Genomic DNA, 17738 nt, shown 5'->3' on the forward strand with positions numbered 1-17738 from the left:
GTTCCAGCATCGGCCGGCACAGCCACAACTGGGTCGTATCGCTAAAGCCCGGTAGTGCTCACGCCGTACTCGGCTTGCTCAGGAGTGAAGCCGTTGTAGATTAGCTGGTCGACAAGCCCGGAACGCGAGAAGGAGCTGAATTTCAGGTAGCTCGCGGCTTTCTTGGCCGCTTGCTCGTTCCAGTCGACTTTCATGGTGTCAACCGCCCACGTTGCATCTGCAGTTGAGAACTTGTTGTACTCCAGTTGTCCGATGAGGCCGGTGCGCGAGAATGCAGAGAACTTGAGGTAGCTTGCAGCTTTCCCCCGAGCGTTCTGTTGGCTGACCGTTCCGGCCTTGGCAGCGGCTTCAGCATCGGCGGCAGCTTTAGCGGCTGCGGCATCGGCGGCCGCTTTGGCCTTGGCCGCGGCGTCGGCTTCAGCTTTGGTCTCGGCCGCTGCATCTGCGTCGGCCTTTGCTTTGACCGCAGCTTCTTTCTTCAATTTTTCATCCCCATAGGCTTCCGCCTGAGTTGGGCACAGGTCGATAAGTTTGCTTCCGGCCGATTTGAAGGAATCAACGTTGACGTGCACTTTGGCGCCCTCAGCTGAGGCAAAGCCGTCCAGCGTTTTAGCCATGTCAATGATGAGAGGTTTCATCTCATCGTTGGCGGTGCCAGCCACGTACTCAAGGTCAGCGACAATAGTTTTTGCCTTGGTTTGGTCGTTCTCAGTGACAGGGTCCGGTAGGTTTTGCAAGAAGGCTACCGCTCCGAACATTCGACCTTCGTCACCCTTGTCGAAGAGCTGGTCGCAGGTCTGATCGGCCGAAAAGACAGCCTTGGTGGTTTCTGGAGTGGGTTCCGCTGGGGCCTCGGAGCCTCCGCCGCCACAACCGGTCAATGCTAGGACGGCGACAGTGATGGTGGCCGGAAAAAACTTATTCAATTGTTCCCCCATGAGTTCGATATTTGTCAGCATTGTATGCGACCGGGACAGCTGGCCGGACTCCATGTCATTTATCTGCCGCCCTGATCAGCGGTGAATCTCCAGGTGGTCCCCGGATTGGAGGGTTACGAGAACCTAGTCAGGGGCATCCGCATTTTCGCGCCCGTAAGACGGTCCCCACGGGCCACATCAAACGCGCATCGAAGTCCCGCCGTTCAAGGGCTACTGGATTCCCGTAAGACCCGCCCGCAAAAATGCCCGGTGAAGGTGCCCTAAACGCTATACGGGTCACCATTCCCACGTCCTTGGAATCGGAACGCCATAGTCGATTACCCTGATCCAAACACCGGATGCCTGAAACAACGCAGCTGCATGCATACCGAAACATTTGAGGAGTCCTGTGATTACCGATATCCCCTGGAACCGCGGCGAGTGGACAAACCAGCCGGCCGCCGTCGTCGAGCAGGCAGGTGACCTCCTGGTGACTGCAGCCGAAAGCAGTGACGCTTGGCGCGTCACGTCCTACGGATTCATCCACGACACCGAGCACGCGCTGCTCGCCCCCTTCCCGCAGGACAGCGCGATGGAGGTTGAGTTCACGGCCGCGTTTTCCCAACAGTTCGACCAAGCGGGCATCTTTGTCCGCATCAGCGCCGAGCATTGGATCAAGGCGGGCGTCGAATTCGCCGACGGCGCCGCTCAAGTGGGCGCGGTGGTCACCAACCGCTTCTCGGACTGGTCCTTGGCGCCTGTTCCGGATTGGAACGGCGGGCGGGTCCGCATGAGGGTCAGCCGTTCCGGCGACGCCCTCACCATAAGGGCCGCTTCGGGCAGCAACGAACTCCGACTAGTACGTGTTGTGCCGCTGGCATCTGACCTGGTGACCGTCGCCGGGCCGTTCACCTGCGCACCAACACGTGCAGGGTTGACCGTCCCTTTTCACTCCTGGCGGGCTACGCCAGCCGACAGCCAGCTTCACTGAGGCCAGCCCCATCGGAGCGAGCTTGCGGGCCCAAGCGTTCATGAGATTATGGAAGTTCCGGCAGCCTGCGATTGGCAGTGCTGCGACTCAGTTGGCTCCATAACAAGCCTATGGGGGGCACATCACGGTGGAAGATACTGCAAGTCTTTGGCGTACTGATCCTGCGACGTTCCGCGACGTGGTGATCAACCGCAAAGCCCTGGAAGCTGCGTTGGCAGGCGAGTGCCCTCCGGTGGAGCGCGTAAGGTATCTGGCGCTACTTGGCCGGGACACCGAAGCCTTGGACGAAGGCTTCAAGTTGCTGCCTCATACACCTGACCGCCGAGAGCTGTTGCTGGTCCTGGCCCAGATCAATCAACGCCAATACCGCTGGCACGACGCCGCAGTTCTCCACGAAAAAGCACTCCGAACAGTCCAGTCACCGGAAGAGGAGGCGTACGTTCGCCACCACATCGGGCGGCGGCTTTTCGACGAAGCCCGTTTCCGTGCCGCCGCGGATGAATTTCAGTGGGCAGCGGACCTCTACCGTGTGGCCGGCCACCCTCAATTCGCCGAAGACAACCGCCAAGCCATGCGCCACGCCCTGCATGTGCACAGCGCCGAGCGGGGCGGCGGTCGTCCTGCGTTTGAGCTCTCCTGACAATCCCTCACGACCCGTTTTTCGTGGAACCGAGGCATCAAAATCTGCCCAACATGAATGCTAGGCTCGGCTCAAATTAGCGCTTGAAATGGGTGGGGCTTGGGGGATCATGGGAACTTTTCGTGCACTTGCAGTGAAATCGGCTGTTCTTGCCGCGGTGTTGTTGAGTTCAACGGTGGCTGGGTTACCGCCGGCCGTAGCTAAAGACGGCGTCGAGTCCGCGCCACAGGCATCGTCGTACATACCGCCCATAGTGGGCTTGCCCTTTGTGGGGTCCGAGCTGACCTTGGGGATAACACAGTTTCAGAAGTGCAAAACTGAGGAAGCCCCGAACGGGTTTGTTCTTGAATGGCTCAGTAACGGCGTTCCCCTACCAGCCGAGCGGCAAGGGGAATTCCTGAAACTCATCCCCGAGGACCGGGGTAAGCGTATCTCCATGAACGTCCACACCCAATGTGCGGTACCACAGGTCTTCTACAGCAGAGTGACGCGTCCCATCGAAGCATCCAGCCGGGCCATGGGCTGGACAGGCCGGGGGAACTTTGAATTGCTGGGCCGAACCGACGGTGGGGACCTTGTCCTCTACCCCCGGACGTACGAGCCGCACTGGGTTTACTGGGGGCCTGGCATGGAGCTCCTCCAGTTCCCCAGCTCCTGGGATGAACCCAGGGTGGTAGGAACGGGGTGGAACATCTTCGATATCGTCTTCTCCCCCGGTGACTTTGATGGAGACGGGCATAACGACATATTGGGACGGGACAACGCCGGTAACCTACATCTCTACCCCGGCGACGGTAAGGGAGGCTGGCTCCCACCCAAACAGGTTGGTTCCGGCTGGGGCATCTTCGATTCGATCGTTGGGCCTGGGGATTTCGACGGTGACGGCCTCAACGACGTCCTAGCGCGTGACCGTTCGGGAAACCTGCATCTTTACCCGAGTAGCGGCGACGGCGGCTGGCTCGCGCCTTCACAAGTAGGAGCCGGCTGGCAAGTCTTCGACAAAATCATTGCAGCCGGCGATTCCACCGGTGATGGGACAGCGGACATTTTCGCCCGCGATCGCAGTGGCTTCCTCTACCAGTACCCCTCTGACGGACATGGCGGTTGGGCCGGACCATCGTTGGTAGGCCACGGTTGGGACGAAATGGCCGAGATCAGCAGCGCCGGCCCCTCCGAGAAGTCGTACAACATTTCCAGCAGTGAGCTCATCGCCTATACCCACGACGGAGATCTCTTTCGCTACGACAACATCGGCATTGACGGACGCTACTCGCTGTTCAAGCAAGGCCAGATCGGCAACGGATGGGACATCTTCAGCAGTCTCATCTAAAACGTAAGGCGCGGGACGCTGAGATCATCGCACTATGTCCGGCGACTCCGCCTTACTGCGAAACCGGCCAGTGCAGTGCCCCAAGCGTCACCGAAGAGCAGCTGATGTAGCCTTAGTAAGGAAGCTGACTATTTCGGAAAGCATGGGGGTGCCAGAATGCCTGATATGGAGCGATGGCCAACCAGCCGGCTGCTGTCCACGGCTGCGCGGCTCGTGGAGCTGGCATGGAATGACAAACTACGCCCGCTGGGGTTGACCTATCCGGCGGTACTCACCCTTGACGCCTTGGCAGCGGCAGGGCCCATCACGCCCGGGGAACTTGCCCGGAGCGTCCGCGTCCAAGCCCAAACCATGGGCCCGCTGCTCACCAGGCTGGAATCGCGGGGTTACATCCGCCGTCAGCCCAATCGATTCGACCGACGCAGCCAGCTGATATTCATTACCGACGTGGGTCTGACGCTGCTGGAGCAATCCCACCGCCAAGAAAACACCGTGCTGTCAGCCATCGATCTCGACTCGGAGGACCTCCGGGAAGCGCTGCTGGCAATCGTGCGCCACACAAAGTTCAACTGATCGTGACTCATCCCGCGTAGACGAATGTCCGCCCATCAGGGCAGTATGGTGTTATCCGCTGATGAAGTCCGGCGTTCCAAGGGGAAAGTTCTCTCCCCCACCAACCGGGCTAGAGACACTTTAGAAGATACCCGGACCAGCAAAAGGGCATCATGAGTGAACTCAAAATAGGCGACAGCCTGCCAGTGGAACTCCTAAGTTTCAAGGCAGCAGAATGCCTCGTATCAACAAGCACCTCCGGCACAGAAGACTTGTGCGTACTGGATGCAGGACACACAGGAAATCATTTGTCTGCAGGTGCGGACATGGTTGTTCGGGCCGTCTGGAGCTAGGCCAACCGGCCGGCGACCAGCCCGGCACGGCTGGCTCGCTGGCCGGCGGCTTTACCCGCCAGCAGCTTTACGTGCCGCAGAAGGTCCGGTAGGGTCCGAAGCTCTCCGGCGCAGGCTCGGCATACTTTTCCAAGCCAGGACGTTCGCTGTACGGGTCGGATACAGCGGCCAGCAACCGCTCAGCCGGACCTATGTCCCCTTCAGTTGCGGAAGCAAGGGCTTCCTCCACCAAGTGGTTCCGTGGAACATAGATCGGGTTGACCTGGTCCATGGCATCGGCATCCGGATTAAGTGCCTGCCAGCGTTCCAACCAGGAATCGAACGCGGCCAGATCCAGAATTTGGCTGCGCGCGGGTTCGACCTCCCCGCGGGCCGCTTTTCCGAGGCTTCGGAAAAACGAGGTGTAGTCCGCGCGCGTCTCCTGAACCAGCTTCAGGAGGTCATCCACCAAAGGCGAGGCAACGCCGTCGTCAATTCCCTCAGGCAGCCCAAGCTTGGCTTGCATGCCGCTGAACCACGCGGCGCTGTACTCCTGGCGGAATCCATTGAGCGCCTCAACAGCCAGGGCCACCGCCTGCTCCTCATCCTCGTGGATCAAAGCGGCAATTGATTCGGCGAAACGGGCAAGGTTCCACTCCGCAACCACAGGCTGGCTACGGTAGGCGTAACGTCCCATTTCATCAATGGAGCTGTACACGGCTCCCGGATCGAAACCCTCCATAAAAGCGCACGGACCGTAATCGATGGTTTCGCCGGACACCGTCATATTGTCCGTATTCATGACACCGTGCACGAAGCCCACCAGCATCCACTGCGCCACAAGTTTCGCCTGGACTGAGATGACGCCCTTGAGGAGCGCAAGGTAGCGGTTGCTTTCACCAGCCGACGACGGGTGGTGGCGTTCGATCGCATGGTCAGCAAGCCGACGAAGCAGGTCCATATCGTTGGAAGCCCTGGCGTACTGGAAGCTGCCCACCCGCAGATGACTGCCGGCAACCCGGGTCAGAACGGCCCCCGGCAGGAGGGTCTCCCGCTGAACCTGACGCCCGGTGGCCACAACCGCGAGCGACCTGGTGGTGGGAATGTTCAGGGCATGCATCGACTCACTCACGATGTACTCCCGCATCATGGGACCAACCGCCGCCAGACCGTCACCGTTCCTGGCAAAAGGCGTCCGCCCCGATCCCTTGAGATGAACGTCGCGAAGCTTCCCGTCAGCGCCGGCGATCTCACCCAGCAGAAGGGCGCGCCCATCCCCCAACCGCGGTGAGTACCAGCCGAACTGGTGACCGGAGTAGCCCTGGGCTACCGGAGTTGCCTCTTCCGGCAAGGCGTTGCCGACCAGCAGCCGCACGCCCTCCGGGCTCCGGAGAAAATCAGGATCAAAACCAAGTTCGACGGCGAGTGGCTGGTTGAGCGTCAAAAGCTGCGGATCAGGAGCTTCCTCCGCCCGCCAAGGAATAGCCAGCTCCGGGAGCTCCCTGGCGAAATGCCCTTCAAAGGCGACGGTGGAATGCGCAACTTCACTCATCTATCAAGGATATAGATGCCGTTGCCGGGGCGAAATGACGGGGCGGTTTCCACCTAACACCTGACAGGCTCGCTGTGAACCTACATGGTGAGGGGCAGGCTCGAGGATTGGGGCTACTACGGGAGTTAGCGTGTAGCGTTTAGGGCACCTTCACCGGGCAGTTTTGCGGGCGGAGCTAAGGGTAGTGTGACGTCGAAGGAGGGGGCAGAATGTGTTCCCTGCGTCATGAATCGGATCATCAGCTTGCCGAGTCACTAGCGACGTCCCTCGACCGCGACGGCCAACAAGTAACAGCGTTCGTACCGCCTGGCTACGAGCGGTACGTTCGCATTCTCAATCCGGTGGAGATTGCACCCGGCTTGGTGGTCATGTGGTCGGACGTGGCAACACGTGGTGGGCTGGAGACGAGCCCATGGATGCAATGGGGTGAGGTGGCTGTTAGCCCCGAAGCGATGCCCGCCAACTATGCCCAACCCGACATGGGCAACCCGCACCCGAGCCTCGCCAAAGCTCTGATACGCGTGCTCGACATCGACTCCAGTCGCTACAACTTCGCAACGTGGGAAGGTTATGCCGGGGAGGGTGGCAACTCGGTGATCGAGTTCTCCCCAGCCCGCCGGGGAATGGTCCTGTACTCGGGCAAGCTGATCGATGAAAAGGGAACTGCTATGGTTCCGATCAGCGACAGCGGACGCGTTCCCATGTACTGGTGGCCGCATGATCTGCACTGGTGTGTCGGTCAAGACATATACGCTCGAAGCCTCATCATCGGGTGTGATGGCGCCACAGCCGGAAAAATCCTAGCCGAACCGGAACTGGACGCATACCTCATCCGAGAATCGGATACCGTGCTACCTGAAGACTTTTGAGGGACGCCTCCCTCATGGACGCTCAAGGATCCCCGAACGGCATGAAGCGCGTCATGAACTCCGCCGGCGAGACGCGCACGTAAGCCGATCGGCTTTCGAACGCGCAACCGCCTGTCGGGCCACCGCTTACGGGACGGTTTGAGCTGCCTTATACAGAACCGAGTTGGGCGGTGGTCTGGTAGCGTCGGGCACCGAACATTTGGCTTTGGCATTCGTGATGATGCGACGAAGCGTCACCGCCCGGAGAACCTGGGTATGGGCAGGTTTGGCCATCATCCTCGTTGTAGCAGCATCCGCCCCTATTGTTCGGGTGGCTGCACAAGCTTTCGCTGAGGAGTGGTGCGAATATCAACCCGGCGGCAGAGGCAATGCCGAAATTCGCTCGCTGGATGAAATTCCGGCGGTGTGCCGCTAGGGGTACATTCCGGCTAGCATGTGAACCACTGCCTTTTGGCAGGAGATCAATGGGGGGCGGTTTCCGCCAAAAAGTTAGGCGATATGTGGGTTCAATTGCGCAAGCGCGCCGATTTTCAGCAACCAGAGGTTGGGCCGTTGGGTGCGCAACTGCATCTTTGCTCGCGTTCCTGGGCGGCATGGCCCTCTTTTTCAGTAACACTTTCCATGTCCCGTGGACAGGATCTGCCCACCTCGTCCTGACGGGTTTCGTCGGCCCGCTCACGGCGAGCCTTGCCGCCGTCGTGCTTCTGCGACTGAACGGTCGCCTGCCCGCCGGCGTTGCCCGCTTCACGGCGGTAGGTGCGGTGCCGGCATGGGCTCTGGCTGTGACCGCCGCAGCGAGTTGGTCTGTGCGTTTTGACGAAGCTGACATGAATCAGGGCTTTAGCTGGTTCGGATCCTCGACGCTGCTGTTCATGATCCTGGGCTGGACTGCCGGGACCGCGTGCCTGGCAGTTCCTTTAGACTCCCTGTTGGCCAGCCGGCGGTCGCTTCCCATCCGCGTCACGCTAGCCGTTCTCCTGGCCGCACCTATGGCGCTTGCTCTCGGGGCACTCATGCTGATGCCACCCATGATGGGCACTTTGGGCGCCGTCGTGCTGCTTTTTGTGGCCCTACGGCAGGGACGTCCGGCCGCAGCAGTAGCTGCGGCTCCAACGCACATGATCCGCCGTCAAGTGGTCGCACCCAGCCCTCGTGCTGTGGGCGGTGCGGCGCTGGCGTTGCTCGTAGTCGGGCTGGCGTGCGCCGTCTTTGCCGTCACGGGAAGTACGTGGGCGCCCATGGTCACTGACTCCACCCACGCCATGAACCTTGGACTGGCCTACGGTGCATTCGCAAGCATCCCCCTGCTAATACTTGCCGGGCGGGTGCTGGCACCACGGCTAGGGTCAACCACGCCGTGGGCCGTCCTTCTTGGATGCGCATCCATGGCGGTACAGGGGTTCGCGCAGTTCCTCGGGGCGGGCCACGCATCGCAGTGGAATGCCATCCTTGTTGCAGCAACGCTCTTGGGTTTCGCCATCGCACTTCCGTTGGGACGCCTGGTGGTGGCCGGCCGCTTCGGCCGAATCGCCGTGGTCGCTTTGATGGGGCTTGCAGCATCCGTAGTCGGCCTTCAGTTGGTTGCGATGTCCGCTTTCCTCGCCCCGGTTGGCTCGGCCGTCCTGCTCATCTGGTCCCTGAGGGCCGGCAGCGCGCGGAAACCGCGGCTCAGTTCCTGATGTGGAACTATCGATCTATGCCCGAGACCGTGGAACGTCCCGTCGCCGTGCGTGCAACGGCCTTCAACAAGCCCTCCAGATGGCTTCGCCGGCCGACGCGATTTGTTCGCTACGACGCCTGCTGGGCCGACGGTCGAGTGGACTTCGATGTGAGCCTCACCCAGGTGATGTACCGCGGCCACCCAGCGGACTTTGCCGCAGTGGAACAGAGCGTGAACGCTCAATGCCCCGAAGTGGGAACCGGGGAATGGGTGGACGAGTTCGGGCGGGTTGTTGACGGACCTGATCAGTCCGGCTCGCGGCCGCCAGGCGCGAGGCGCCGGCCAAGCACTGGCGGACAGCGGCGGAAGTATGGGGTTTCCGGATACGAGTCCTATACCAAATGGCGTTCCGCGTGGCGGTTCGGTGGCGGAGTGCTCGGCGTGGGTGTCGGCGTCGTTCTCATCCTCGGTCCCGTAGGTGCCTGGTGGGCCGGCCCGGTTGGAGTGGTGTGTTTCGTCTGCGGATTGGCAGGTCTCGCCAGCTTGGTCATGGGCAAGAACCGTCCGTAGCGCAATCTTCAACCGACTCAGCTAGCACACCAAATTCGGCAGCAGCTGACCGTTATCACTTTTAGGGAAACTATGCCCCCGCCACGGTCATAAGGTCACCTCATTGTCCGTTTCCGCAGGTAGCATCCCAGAGAATGCGCTGCTCAGAGCGCACAAAATCGAATATGGGGAACCCAGATGCCCAAGGCACTTTCGTGGTTGGCGATTCTTTCGCTGACCGCGTCGGCGGCTGTCTTCACGCCGCAAACCGCGATGGCCTCAGAGACGGCCAGCGTTTCAACTCTCTTCTCGTTATTGACTGTCACCTCTGAAACGAACACCGGCTACGACCGCGAGCTCTTTCAGCATTGGATAGATGCCGACAGCGACGGCTGCGACACACGCTCGGAGGTGCTGCAGCAGGAGTCGCTGACGCCTGTGACCTTCGGCTCGGGCTGCACCGTAACCACGGGCCAGTGGAACTCCTGGTACGACGGCGGCACCTGGACAAACGCGTCCGACGTCGACATAGACCATCTGGTCCCACTCGCCGAAGCCTGGGGTTCCGGCGCTAGCGCCTGGACTGCTGAACAGCGGCGCAACTACGCCAACGACCTCACGTTGGACGTAGCCTTGGAGGCCGTGACGGACAACGTCAACCAGTCCAAGAGCGACCGCGATCCCGCCGAGTGGATGCCTCCCCTGACCGGAACCGCGTGCGAATACATCACGGACTGGGTGCTGGTGAAGTACCGCTGGCAGTTGGCCGTTGATCCGGCTGAATCCGCGGCGATTTCGTCCACGCTGCAGGGTGGCTGCGGGACCAGCTTGGTCCCCGTACCAACCATCGCTGTTGAACCCACCCCCGTTGATCCGGGCCCCATCACCTTCAGCGACGTCAATGGATCAACGCAATTCAACGTGGAAATCTCCTGGCTTGCTTCGCAGGGCATCTCCACCGGTTGGGTGGAATCGGACGGTAGCCGGACTTATCGGCCGCTGAACGCCGTGAATCGCGATGCCATGGCCGCTTTCCTGTATCGCCTCGCCGGCAAGCCGGCCTTCACTCCCCCGGCAACATCCCCCTTCGCCGACATCACCCCATCAAGCCAGTTCTATAAGGAAATCACCTGGCTGGCAGCAAGCGGCATCTCCACGGGGTGGACGGAGCAGGACGGTACCAAGACCTACCGGCCGCTCAGCGCAGTCAATCGTGACGCCATGGCTGCCTTCCTCTACCGGTTCGGCGGCAATCCCGCCTTCTCGGCACCGGGCACCTCGCCGTTCGTGGACGTCCAGGTTGGAAGCCAGTTCTACCAACAGATCACCTGGCTGGCATCCAAGGGCATCTCCACAGGTTGGGACATCGGCTACGGCTGCCGCGCTTACAACCCGGTCCAGCCAGTGGCACGTGATGCCATGGCCGCGTTCATGTACCGGTTCGTCAATGGCGGCACCGGCGGGATCACGGGCAGCAACTGTTCGCCTCCCCCGCCACCTGTGACGCCGCAGCCCCCGGTTACGCCTCCGCCGCCAGTAACACCGCAGCCACCGGCAAATCCGGGTAACACCAAGAACTGCACGGACTTTGCCACCTGGCGTCAGGCCCAGGACTGGTTCAACTACTACTTCCCGTGGTACGGCGACGTGGCAGGTCTTGACAGCGACGGTGACCGCATCGCCTGCGAGACCCGCCCGGGTCACCCGTAGCGGAAGGACGACGGCGGGTCCGGCTCATCATGAGCAGGACCCGCTTTTCGTGTTCAAGGTCAAGTAGCCGGTTTGGCCTGAAGTGAACTCATCATGTTTTGCAATTGCAAGTGCTCCCTTGACGCGGTGTAGGCCTTCGCCTCGGTCAGCGTTCCGAAATATCGGTAGGCGCCGAAGATTATCGGACGGGTTGAGTCGCTGGCTGACGTGGTCTGAATGCCGGCCCAGGTTGTGAAGTGAAAGGGATCCTCCTCAGCCTGCGTTGCGGGCTTGCCCGCAACCCCAGTAATCAGCCGGACATTGTCCCTCCAGCGGTTGGCCTGCTGAAGATCCTTGCGGGTTGTGAGGTCCATCGCCTTGGTCTGAACAGAATACGGTGTACCGTTCAGTGATCCTTGCCCAGGGACTTCCGCAAGGTATGAAACCGCCACATCACCGCAAACCCCCGTGCATGGATCAACCGATAGAACCGGCAAGACTGCGAGCGAGGCGACCTCCACTCCTGCCTCATCTGAGATGACGAAGGGTCCGCCTTGGAGCTTTTTCGCCGCCCCGGAATCTGTCACTGTCCACGCAGCCGGGTAGTCGAAGGAGAAAGCCACATCCCATGCAACGCCGCTGTAGGTGGCACTGGGCACGCTAGGTTTGGTAGTGGCGCTCTTAGGTTCCGTGGTTGCTGTTGTGCTCGGAGCAACCAATGCTGCCTTCGTGGATTCCTGAGCTGAGGGAGCCGGCCCTGGTGTACATGATGTCAAAAGAGCTGCGACAGCCAAGCAAATACCCCCGACCTTGGTGCCGCCCGCCCCCCGCACAACTGATCGTTTACTCACAGCGCCTCCTCCGAAGTCACCCACTGCTTCAGATTATGGCCCCGGCACCACTGCTTCAGGGCAGGACACGACGACTTGGGCTGCATGACAGACGGCTGCGACGCCTTAGCGGGCCTTGTCCGCGATTCGATAAAGAAACGCCGCCATTGCATCACGCGTGATCAAAGTCAGGGGACGATATGTCCGCTGCCCGGTGTTTTCCGTCCAACCCGTCGAAATGCCGCGTGCGGACAGCCAGGCCATCTCCTTGTAGAACTGTTGTTGCGGGGCTACGTCCTGGAAAGGGGACACGGCCGGCGGAGTGTAGGCCGGATAGCCTGATGCCCGGTAAAGGAACGCAGCCATCGCGTCACGGGAAATAGGTAGGCCTGGCCGGAAGCTGCTGCTGCCGTCCTGATTCTCCCATCCGGTTGAAATGCCGGACATGGCAAGCCACGCAATCTCCTTGTAGAACGGGTGGCTGGTCGGAACGTCCACATAGGCGGAAGTCTGAGGTGGTGTCCATGGAGGTGAGCCGGCCATCCGGTAGATAAACGCAGCCATTGCCTCACGGCTGACCGACGTGAGCGGTCGATACGTGGAAGATCCGTCGTTCTCCTTCCAGCCCGCCGAGATACTCTTTGCGGAAAGCCATGTCATTTCTTTGTAAAATTGCTGGTCGGTTTTGATGTCCTGAAACGGGGAAGCAGCGGGCGCAGTGAATGCATTGGCGGCATCGACATAGGCGAAATACTCATCCACTGTGGTGAAGACCGTTGACGGAGCAGAACCGGTGAATTCGTAACCAACCACCTGCATCCTGAGGCTTCCATGCAAACCGGGGGCCACCCCTACCCCCAAAGCGTAAGCGGACTCGGGCGATGCCCCTTTCATGGAGTCACCGTTGTACTCAATCCAGGCTTTAACGGCCTCGGACTCTTGACCGCTCATGCAGGCATACGACAAGTAGCCTGCCCAGCGGAGGCCCGGCAAATCATCCGTTGTGTCAGCAGGCCGGATCCCGAGACGCTGCCAATCATTTGTCCATCCCTGTGACTGATCCGTCCCGGCAAGCGTCAGCACAGCCGGGCTCAGACCATTTGCTTTGCGGTACTTGTTGATGCCATCAAACATTGCCCTAACCGATGGGCGGTTCGAGTAAAGCAGGTTTAGATCTGTAACGGCATTAGCAGTGGAAGAAGCGCTCGCTTGCGTTGGCGCGTGGAGCACGCCGAGTAAAAGCCCGAAACTCAGAACGACGACGGCTGCCAGAGCCCGCCTGGTTACCCCGCGGCTATGACGGAAAACTGTTTTCATGAAATCCCCATTTTTACAAAGCACGGCAACGGAGCCGCAACAAATTTAATATATCGGAAGGAAGCATGCTTACGAGTATTCTTGCTTTGACGGCCGCTAACTGACCGTATTGGACGTAAACGCATCTTGGGGGAATCAATGTACTCACGGACGTCTGCCGTGAATGGGCCTACGCGCCAAAAATCTGCTGCACTCGCCGTCGTAGCCGTCGGGGTGTCACTAATCCTGGGGGCATGCACTGTTCCTGCCTCTAGCGGAACTCCTTCTCCGTCCACCAATGTGCTGGACCGGAGCACTACAAGCGCCGCTGCGATCTGGGAAGTAGCCCTCAGCCCTATAGCCCAACCAGAAGTGACCGACGGCGTCGCGCTGGTCTACGCAAAGACTGCCAGCGGTGTGACTGCCCACGCCGTCTCCGTCACTGACGGGAAGGAATTATGGACCCAAGCGGTTCATCCCGGCATTGGAGCCCCCGGCGTTAGTCTGGCTCCTGCCGTAACCAAGACCTCCACAGGCGAAAGCGTCGCAGTGTTCTTGCAGGAGTCCGCCGCCCCAAGCACTAGCGGCGGCACGTCGTGGTGGACCGCTCCGGTGGCCGTCGACTTGAAAAGCGGCAAAGAGCTTTACCGGGGAGACCCGCAGCTGGTCGAGTCCCGTCCGGCCGCCTGCGACGATGAGAAGGACATGTGCTTCACGTCGTTGAACGCCCAAACCCGCCTGACAACACAGCACAGAGTTGACTTGAGTACGGGCGCGGATTCGACGGGTCCGGAGGTGAATCCCCTTACCGGCAATTTCAGATTGGTGGGCGACGGACTTTATTCCGTGGTGGAAGACGGCAAAGAACGGCTCGCCAGAGTATCCGCCGGCAACAAGCTTTGGGAGGCTGACGTTGAGTCCCTCTTCGGACCAAGAGCAACTACCAACCTCGGATGGTCTTTTGAATACTCCAAAAAACTAGACCTCTACATCGGTTCTGTAGGTATCAATCCCACCACGGAAACTGACTACGTCAGACTCATGGAACAAACCTTTACTGTAGACCTGACCAAGCATAAGACTGTAGGTTTCCGTGCCTCTACCGGGGAGAAACTTTGGACAGTTGAGGGTTCCGAAAAATGGTGTTCCAGCGGTGTGGGAAAGACCGAAACCACGCTTATGGATGGCAATGCGTTCCCCGTTCGCTGCGAATACAACCAAGGAACCATGGCTGTGCCAGGCGGAACTTACCAAAATGCTGAAGGCAAGCTAGTGGGCTATGACCCGGTCTCAGGCGAGGCAAAGTGGCAGACCACATCCACGCCCATCAAGGCAGCAGCTGATTTGTTGGTTCCTTCACCGAGCCGGGGAGACGTGGTGCTGACCGGCGGCCCTGATGGCATGACCATGGTGGACACCCTCAGCGGAGCGAGCCGGGCGGCGACGAGCGATGACGTGTTCCTTTGCTCGGAAGCGGCCAAGTACCCTCTGCCAGCCGACGCACCTTTCCCCGTTCAACCCGAAGGAAACCTGGGAACCGGGGGGTCAATGCTGTTTCCCTGCGATAGGAATGCAAAGGCCGTCCCAGCGCTGACCACGGGCACACTCCGCGACATCCCCACGGCGGACGCCGGCGTTGCCGTCCTCGCCCAGGAGGGCGTCCTCTCCGGGTTCAAGCTTCCGTGACTCAAGCCGCGTAGCGGAAACGGACGCAGGGCATGCCCGGGCTGACCCGCAACCTTGCCGGCTGCTGGAAATTCACATCCGCCGAACTGATGGACTTATTTACTAAAAAGCCTTTATGATCACCGCACCAGCAGATTTACACATCCCGTGAAAAGACGCTGATTCCAACCCACCGCAATAGCTCAGTATTGCAACTAAAGCAACACATAAATTTCCGTTCGCACCCAGGTCCGTCACCAGTGAGGCAATTGGTGACGGGCACATGACGTTTTATGAGAGAGCGCCCCTTGAGCAGATCGCCTGACCCCACCATGCCCATACCCCCTGCGGTGTATCAAAAAAGGCAACGCTTTTCCCGATCCAGCCGTACCGTTATGGTTGGTTTTTTCTGTGCTTCGTTGGTCCTCACGGGCCAGACAGCAGCTACCGCCGCTGGTGAAACCGAAAAGGCCGTTACTTTCACCGATGTACCCGCAGGCATGATGTTTGCCAAAGAAATGTCGTGGCTGGCAAATGAGGGAATCTCCACCGGCTGGTCCGATGGAACATACCGCCCCCTCACTGCCATCAACCGTGACGCCATGGCGGCATTCCTCTACCGGCTTGCAGGCAGCCCTGAGTTCACGGCTCCCGGCACCTCTCCGTTCCAAGACGTCAGTCCGGGCCAGCAGCATTACAAGGAAATGGCTTGGCTGCATCAGCAACAAATCTCCACTGGCTGGGACGTGGGAAACGGCAAACGGGAGTACCGGCCCACATCCGCGATTAACCGGGATGCGATGGCGGCCTTCCTCTATCGCTTTGAAAATAAGCCTGATTTCCAAGCGCCAACAACGCCTCCGTTCTCTGACATCAGCAGCACCACTCAGTTCTACACTGAGATTTCCTGGCTCCATGCGAAGGGAATCGCCACGGGTTGGGACAACGGAGACGGTACTGCTTCCTACCGTCCCCTTTCGCCCATCAATCGTGATGCCATGGCGGCCTATCTTTACCGTTTGTCTTTGCCACCAGCCGAGGATGGCGTGGTCACTTCGCCGGATACGCTCATCATTGACAGCGCCGCGTTGGCACAGAAGTACGTTCAGGGCGATACCACCATCACTTTCAACTCCGTAGGAGCGGGTGCCCCGGATATCGATCCCGGAAACGTACTTGTATCCGGATTCTCTGAATTCACCCCTGACGGGATGCTGGTTCGGGTCCAGCAGGTGACTAATGCCCCCGACGGCAAACAATCAGCCGTTGTTCAGCAGGCCACTCTGCCTGACGCCATCTACGACACCAACGGCCTGGTGACGCCAACCACCACCATCGTTAAGCAAGAGTTCCTTCCCGCCGACGGCGTCGAAGTGATCGACAACGCCCAGGCATCCGTTGCTCCTTTCAACCGCAATGGCGGGCGAATCCCGGCAGATGAACTGGCCACAGCCAGTGATGTGTCCCTGCCCATTTTCGAAAAGACCTTCAAGTTCTCCGACACCCTGAGTAAATCCGTAACCGGTACAGCGTGGAAGACGGTGGATGTAGAGGGCACCGGCACGCTGGCACTCAGCAGCGAATTCGGCGTCAGTTCCGATGTCAACGCGGAAGTAGATATCCACTGGGCCTCACTTAAGCAGGCTAAGTTCACACTGGACACGGGCTTGTCCGCTGAAACGACAGCCAGGGCAACGGGTACTTTGACCGGAACGGCCGAGAAGAACCTGGGAACCGTCAACACCTGGGCTCACGTCCAAGTGGGACCTGTACCTGTGGAAATCCAGTTCATTTCCTCCATTGATCTCAAGGCCAAGAGCGAATGGACGGCAGATACGTTCGTCACGGCGGCGGCGTCTGCGACCACCACGGTTGGTATGTCCTATAAGGACGGCAACTTCCAGCCTGTAGCTGAGTACGGCGGCAACGCTGAGGCAACGTTCCAAGGACCGCAGTTGACCAGCGAGTCTTCTGTAACCATCGGCCCCACACTGACTGCCAAGTTGTACGGAATTGCGGGCCTCACGGGTGGCTTCGACGCTTATGCAAAGTATGCCACCGGTCCTGAAACGTGCGCCCACGAGGTGGGACTGGCAGGGCGGATAGGCGTGATTGCCGGCGTAGAGGTCTTTGGCATGAAGCTGACAGACGAGTGGAAGAAGGAACTCACCAAGAACCTTGTCCTATGGCAAGGCGACCTCTGCAAGCCCGTCACCCCGCCTGTGGACGACGTCACCGAGGAAGTCTTTGGCGACGGCATCGCCGTACAGGAAGACGGCGGAGCCGGAGACTCATCCCAGTGGGGCCGGGCCACTGACTACGGCCCCGGTGGAGCTGCGTGGATCCTGTCAACAGGCAACATGCAGAACTCTGTGGGAACACCTGGACAGGAGGCATCCAGCGATTTGGGAACCCCTGGTAACACCACATTGTCCGAATTCATTGGAGGTCTGCCCACGTTCGATGCAGCCTCGTATTGGGCAAAAGTTGTTCCGTCCGGTGACACCCTCCACGTTCGGTATTTCTTCGCCAGCGAAGAATACCCGGAGTATGTAGGCAGCAATTACAACGACGTCATGGGCGTTTTTGTCAACGGCACCAACTGCGCTTTGGTACCGGGGACACAAACCCCGATCAGCGTAAACAACGTCAACGATCACACGAACCAAAACTATTACCTCGACAACACCGCCGGAGCAAGCGGATTCAACACCGCCATGGACGGAATGACCACCGCCCTCACGTGCTCCGTTCCTGTGCAACCAGGCGTCCCTGTCACCGTGGAAATTGCTGTTGCGGACACCAGCGACGGCATCCTCGACAGCGCAGTTGCGCTGCTCGACGGAGGTATCTGGTCTGACTAGCG

Annotated in this window: 14 protein-coding genes; 10 read left to right on the forward strand and 4 right to left on the reverse strand. The window is 59.9% G+C overall.

Translation table 11 applies throughout. The features are described 5' to 3' along the window. Positions 1-41 precede the first annotated feature (41 nt). Positions 42-992: an Ltp family lipoprotein gene (locus ARUE_RS16715; RefSeq protein ID WP_043470605.1), complete on the reverse strand. Its 951-nt coding sequence runs from the start codon at positions 990-992 to the stop codon at positions 42-44. Positions 993-1326: 334 nt separating this feature from the next. On the opposite strand from ARUE_RS16715, the gene ARUE_RS16720 reads away from it, so the two are divergent. The 4 genes from ARUE_RS16720 to ARUE_RS16735 all read left to right on the forward strand — a co-directional run bounded on the left by ARUE_RS16720 (position 1327) and on the right by ARUE_RS16735 (position 4451). Next, entirely contained in the window at positions 1327-1908 is a 582-nt protein-coding gene (locus ARUE_RS16720; RefSeq protein ID WP_014922570.1) for a DUF1349 domain-containing protein, read from the forward strand. A gap of 127 nt (positions 1909-2035) precedes the next feature. Continuing rightward, on the forward strand, positions 2036-2548 hold the full coding sequence (locus ARUE_RS16725) for a hypothetical protein (RefSeq protein WP_011775827.1): 513 nt from the start codon (positions 2036-2038) through the stop codon (positions 2546-2548). Between the two features lie 109 nt (positions 2549-2657). Beyond that, on the forward strand, positions 2658-3878 hold the full coding sequence (locus tag ARUE_RS16730; RefSeq protein ID WP_043470608.1) for an FG-GAP repeat domain-containing protein: 1221 nt from the start codon (positions 2658-2660) through the stop codon (positions 3876-3878). Between the two features lie 165 nt (positions 3879-4043). Beyond that, on the forward strand, positions 4044-4451 hold the full coding sequence (locus ARUE_RS16735) for a MarR family winged helix-turn-helix transcriptional regulator (RefSeq protein WP_014922573.1): 408 nt from the start codon (positions 4044-4046) through the stop codon (positions 4449-4451). Positions 4452-4850: 399 nt separating this feature from the next. On the opposite strand, the gene ARUE_RS16740 is transcribed toward ARUE_RS16735, so the two are convergent. Beyond that, entirely contained in the window at positions 4851-6314 is a 1464-nt protein-coding gene (locus tag ARUE_RS16740) for a protein adenylyltransferase SelO (protein ID WP_014922574.1), read from the reverse strand. 209 nt (positions 6315-6523) lie between these two features. On the opposite strand from ARUE_RS16740, the gene ARUE_RS16745 reads away from it, so the two are divergent. From ARUE_RS16745 to ARUE_RS16760, 4 genes are all read left to right on the forward strand, one after another. Then, complete coding sequence (locus tag ARUE_RS16745; protein ID WP_014922575.1) at positions 6524-7183, forward strand: hypothetical protein; 660 nt, start codon at positions 6524-6526, stop codon at positions 7181-7183. Positions 7184-7776: 593 nt separating this feature from the next. Then, positions 7777-8862 (forward strand): hypothetical protein, encoded by a 1086-nt coding sequence (locus ARUE_RS16750; protein WP_286139786.1) that lies wholly within the window; start codon positions 7777-7779, stop codon positions 8860-8862. Between the two features lie 17 nt (positions 8863-8879). Next, the gene (locus tag ARUE_RS16755) at positions 8880-9413 is read left to right on the forward strand and encodes a hypothetical protein (RefSeq protein WP_043470611.1); all 534 of its coding nucleotides are present in this window, start codon (positions 8880-8882) and stop codon (positions 9411-9413) included. A 177-nt stretch (positions 9414-9590) separates the two neighbouring features. Further along, complete coding sequence (locus ARUE_RS16760) at positions 9591-11102, forward strand: GmrSD restriction endonuclease domain-containing protein (RefSeq protein WP_014922579.1); 1512 nt, start codon at positions 9591-9593, stop codon at positions 11100-11102. A gap of 59 nt (positions 11103-11161) precedes the next feature. Here the strand turns inward: ARUE_RS16760 and ARUE_RS16765 are convergent, their stop codons facing one another. Together ARUE_RS16765 and ARUE_RS16770 are read right to left on the reverse strand one after the other, a co-directional pair. Continuing rightward, entirely contained in the window at positions 11162-11740 is a 579-nt protein-coding gene (locus ARUE_RS16765) for a hypothetical protein (protein WP_286139787.1), read from the reverse strand. A 297-nt stretch (positions 11741-12037) separates the two neighbouring features. Beyond that, a complete protein-coding gene (locus tag ARUE_RS16770) occupies positions 12038-13228 on the reverse strand; it encodes an S-layer homology domain-containing protein (protein ID WP_043470614.1) in 1191 nt (396 codons plus the stop codon). Positions 13229-13387: 159 nt separating this feature from the next. Here ARUE_RS16770 and ARUE_RS16775 point away from each other — a divergent pair, with 159 nt between their 5' ends. Further along, entirely contained in the window at positions 13388-14893 is a 1506-nt protein-coding gene (locus tag ARUE_RS16775) for an outer membrane protein assembly factor BamB family protein (protein WP_286139788.1), read from the forward strand. A gap of 374 nt (positions 14894-15267) precedes the next feature. Further along, on the forward strand, positions 15268-17736 hold the full coding sequence (locus tag ARUE_RS16780; protein WP_286139789.1) for a choice-of-anchor L domain-containing protein: 2469 nt from the start codon (positions 15268-15270) through the stop codon (positions 17734-17736). Positions 17737-17738: the final 2 nt, after the last annotated feature.

It is taken from the genome of Arthrobacter sp. Rue61a (assembly GCF_000294695.2).
Taxonomy (GTDB): domain Bacteria; phylum Actinomycetota; class Actinomycetes; order Actinomycetales; family Micrococcaceae; genus Arthrobacter; species Arthrobacter aurescens_A.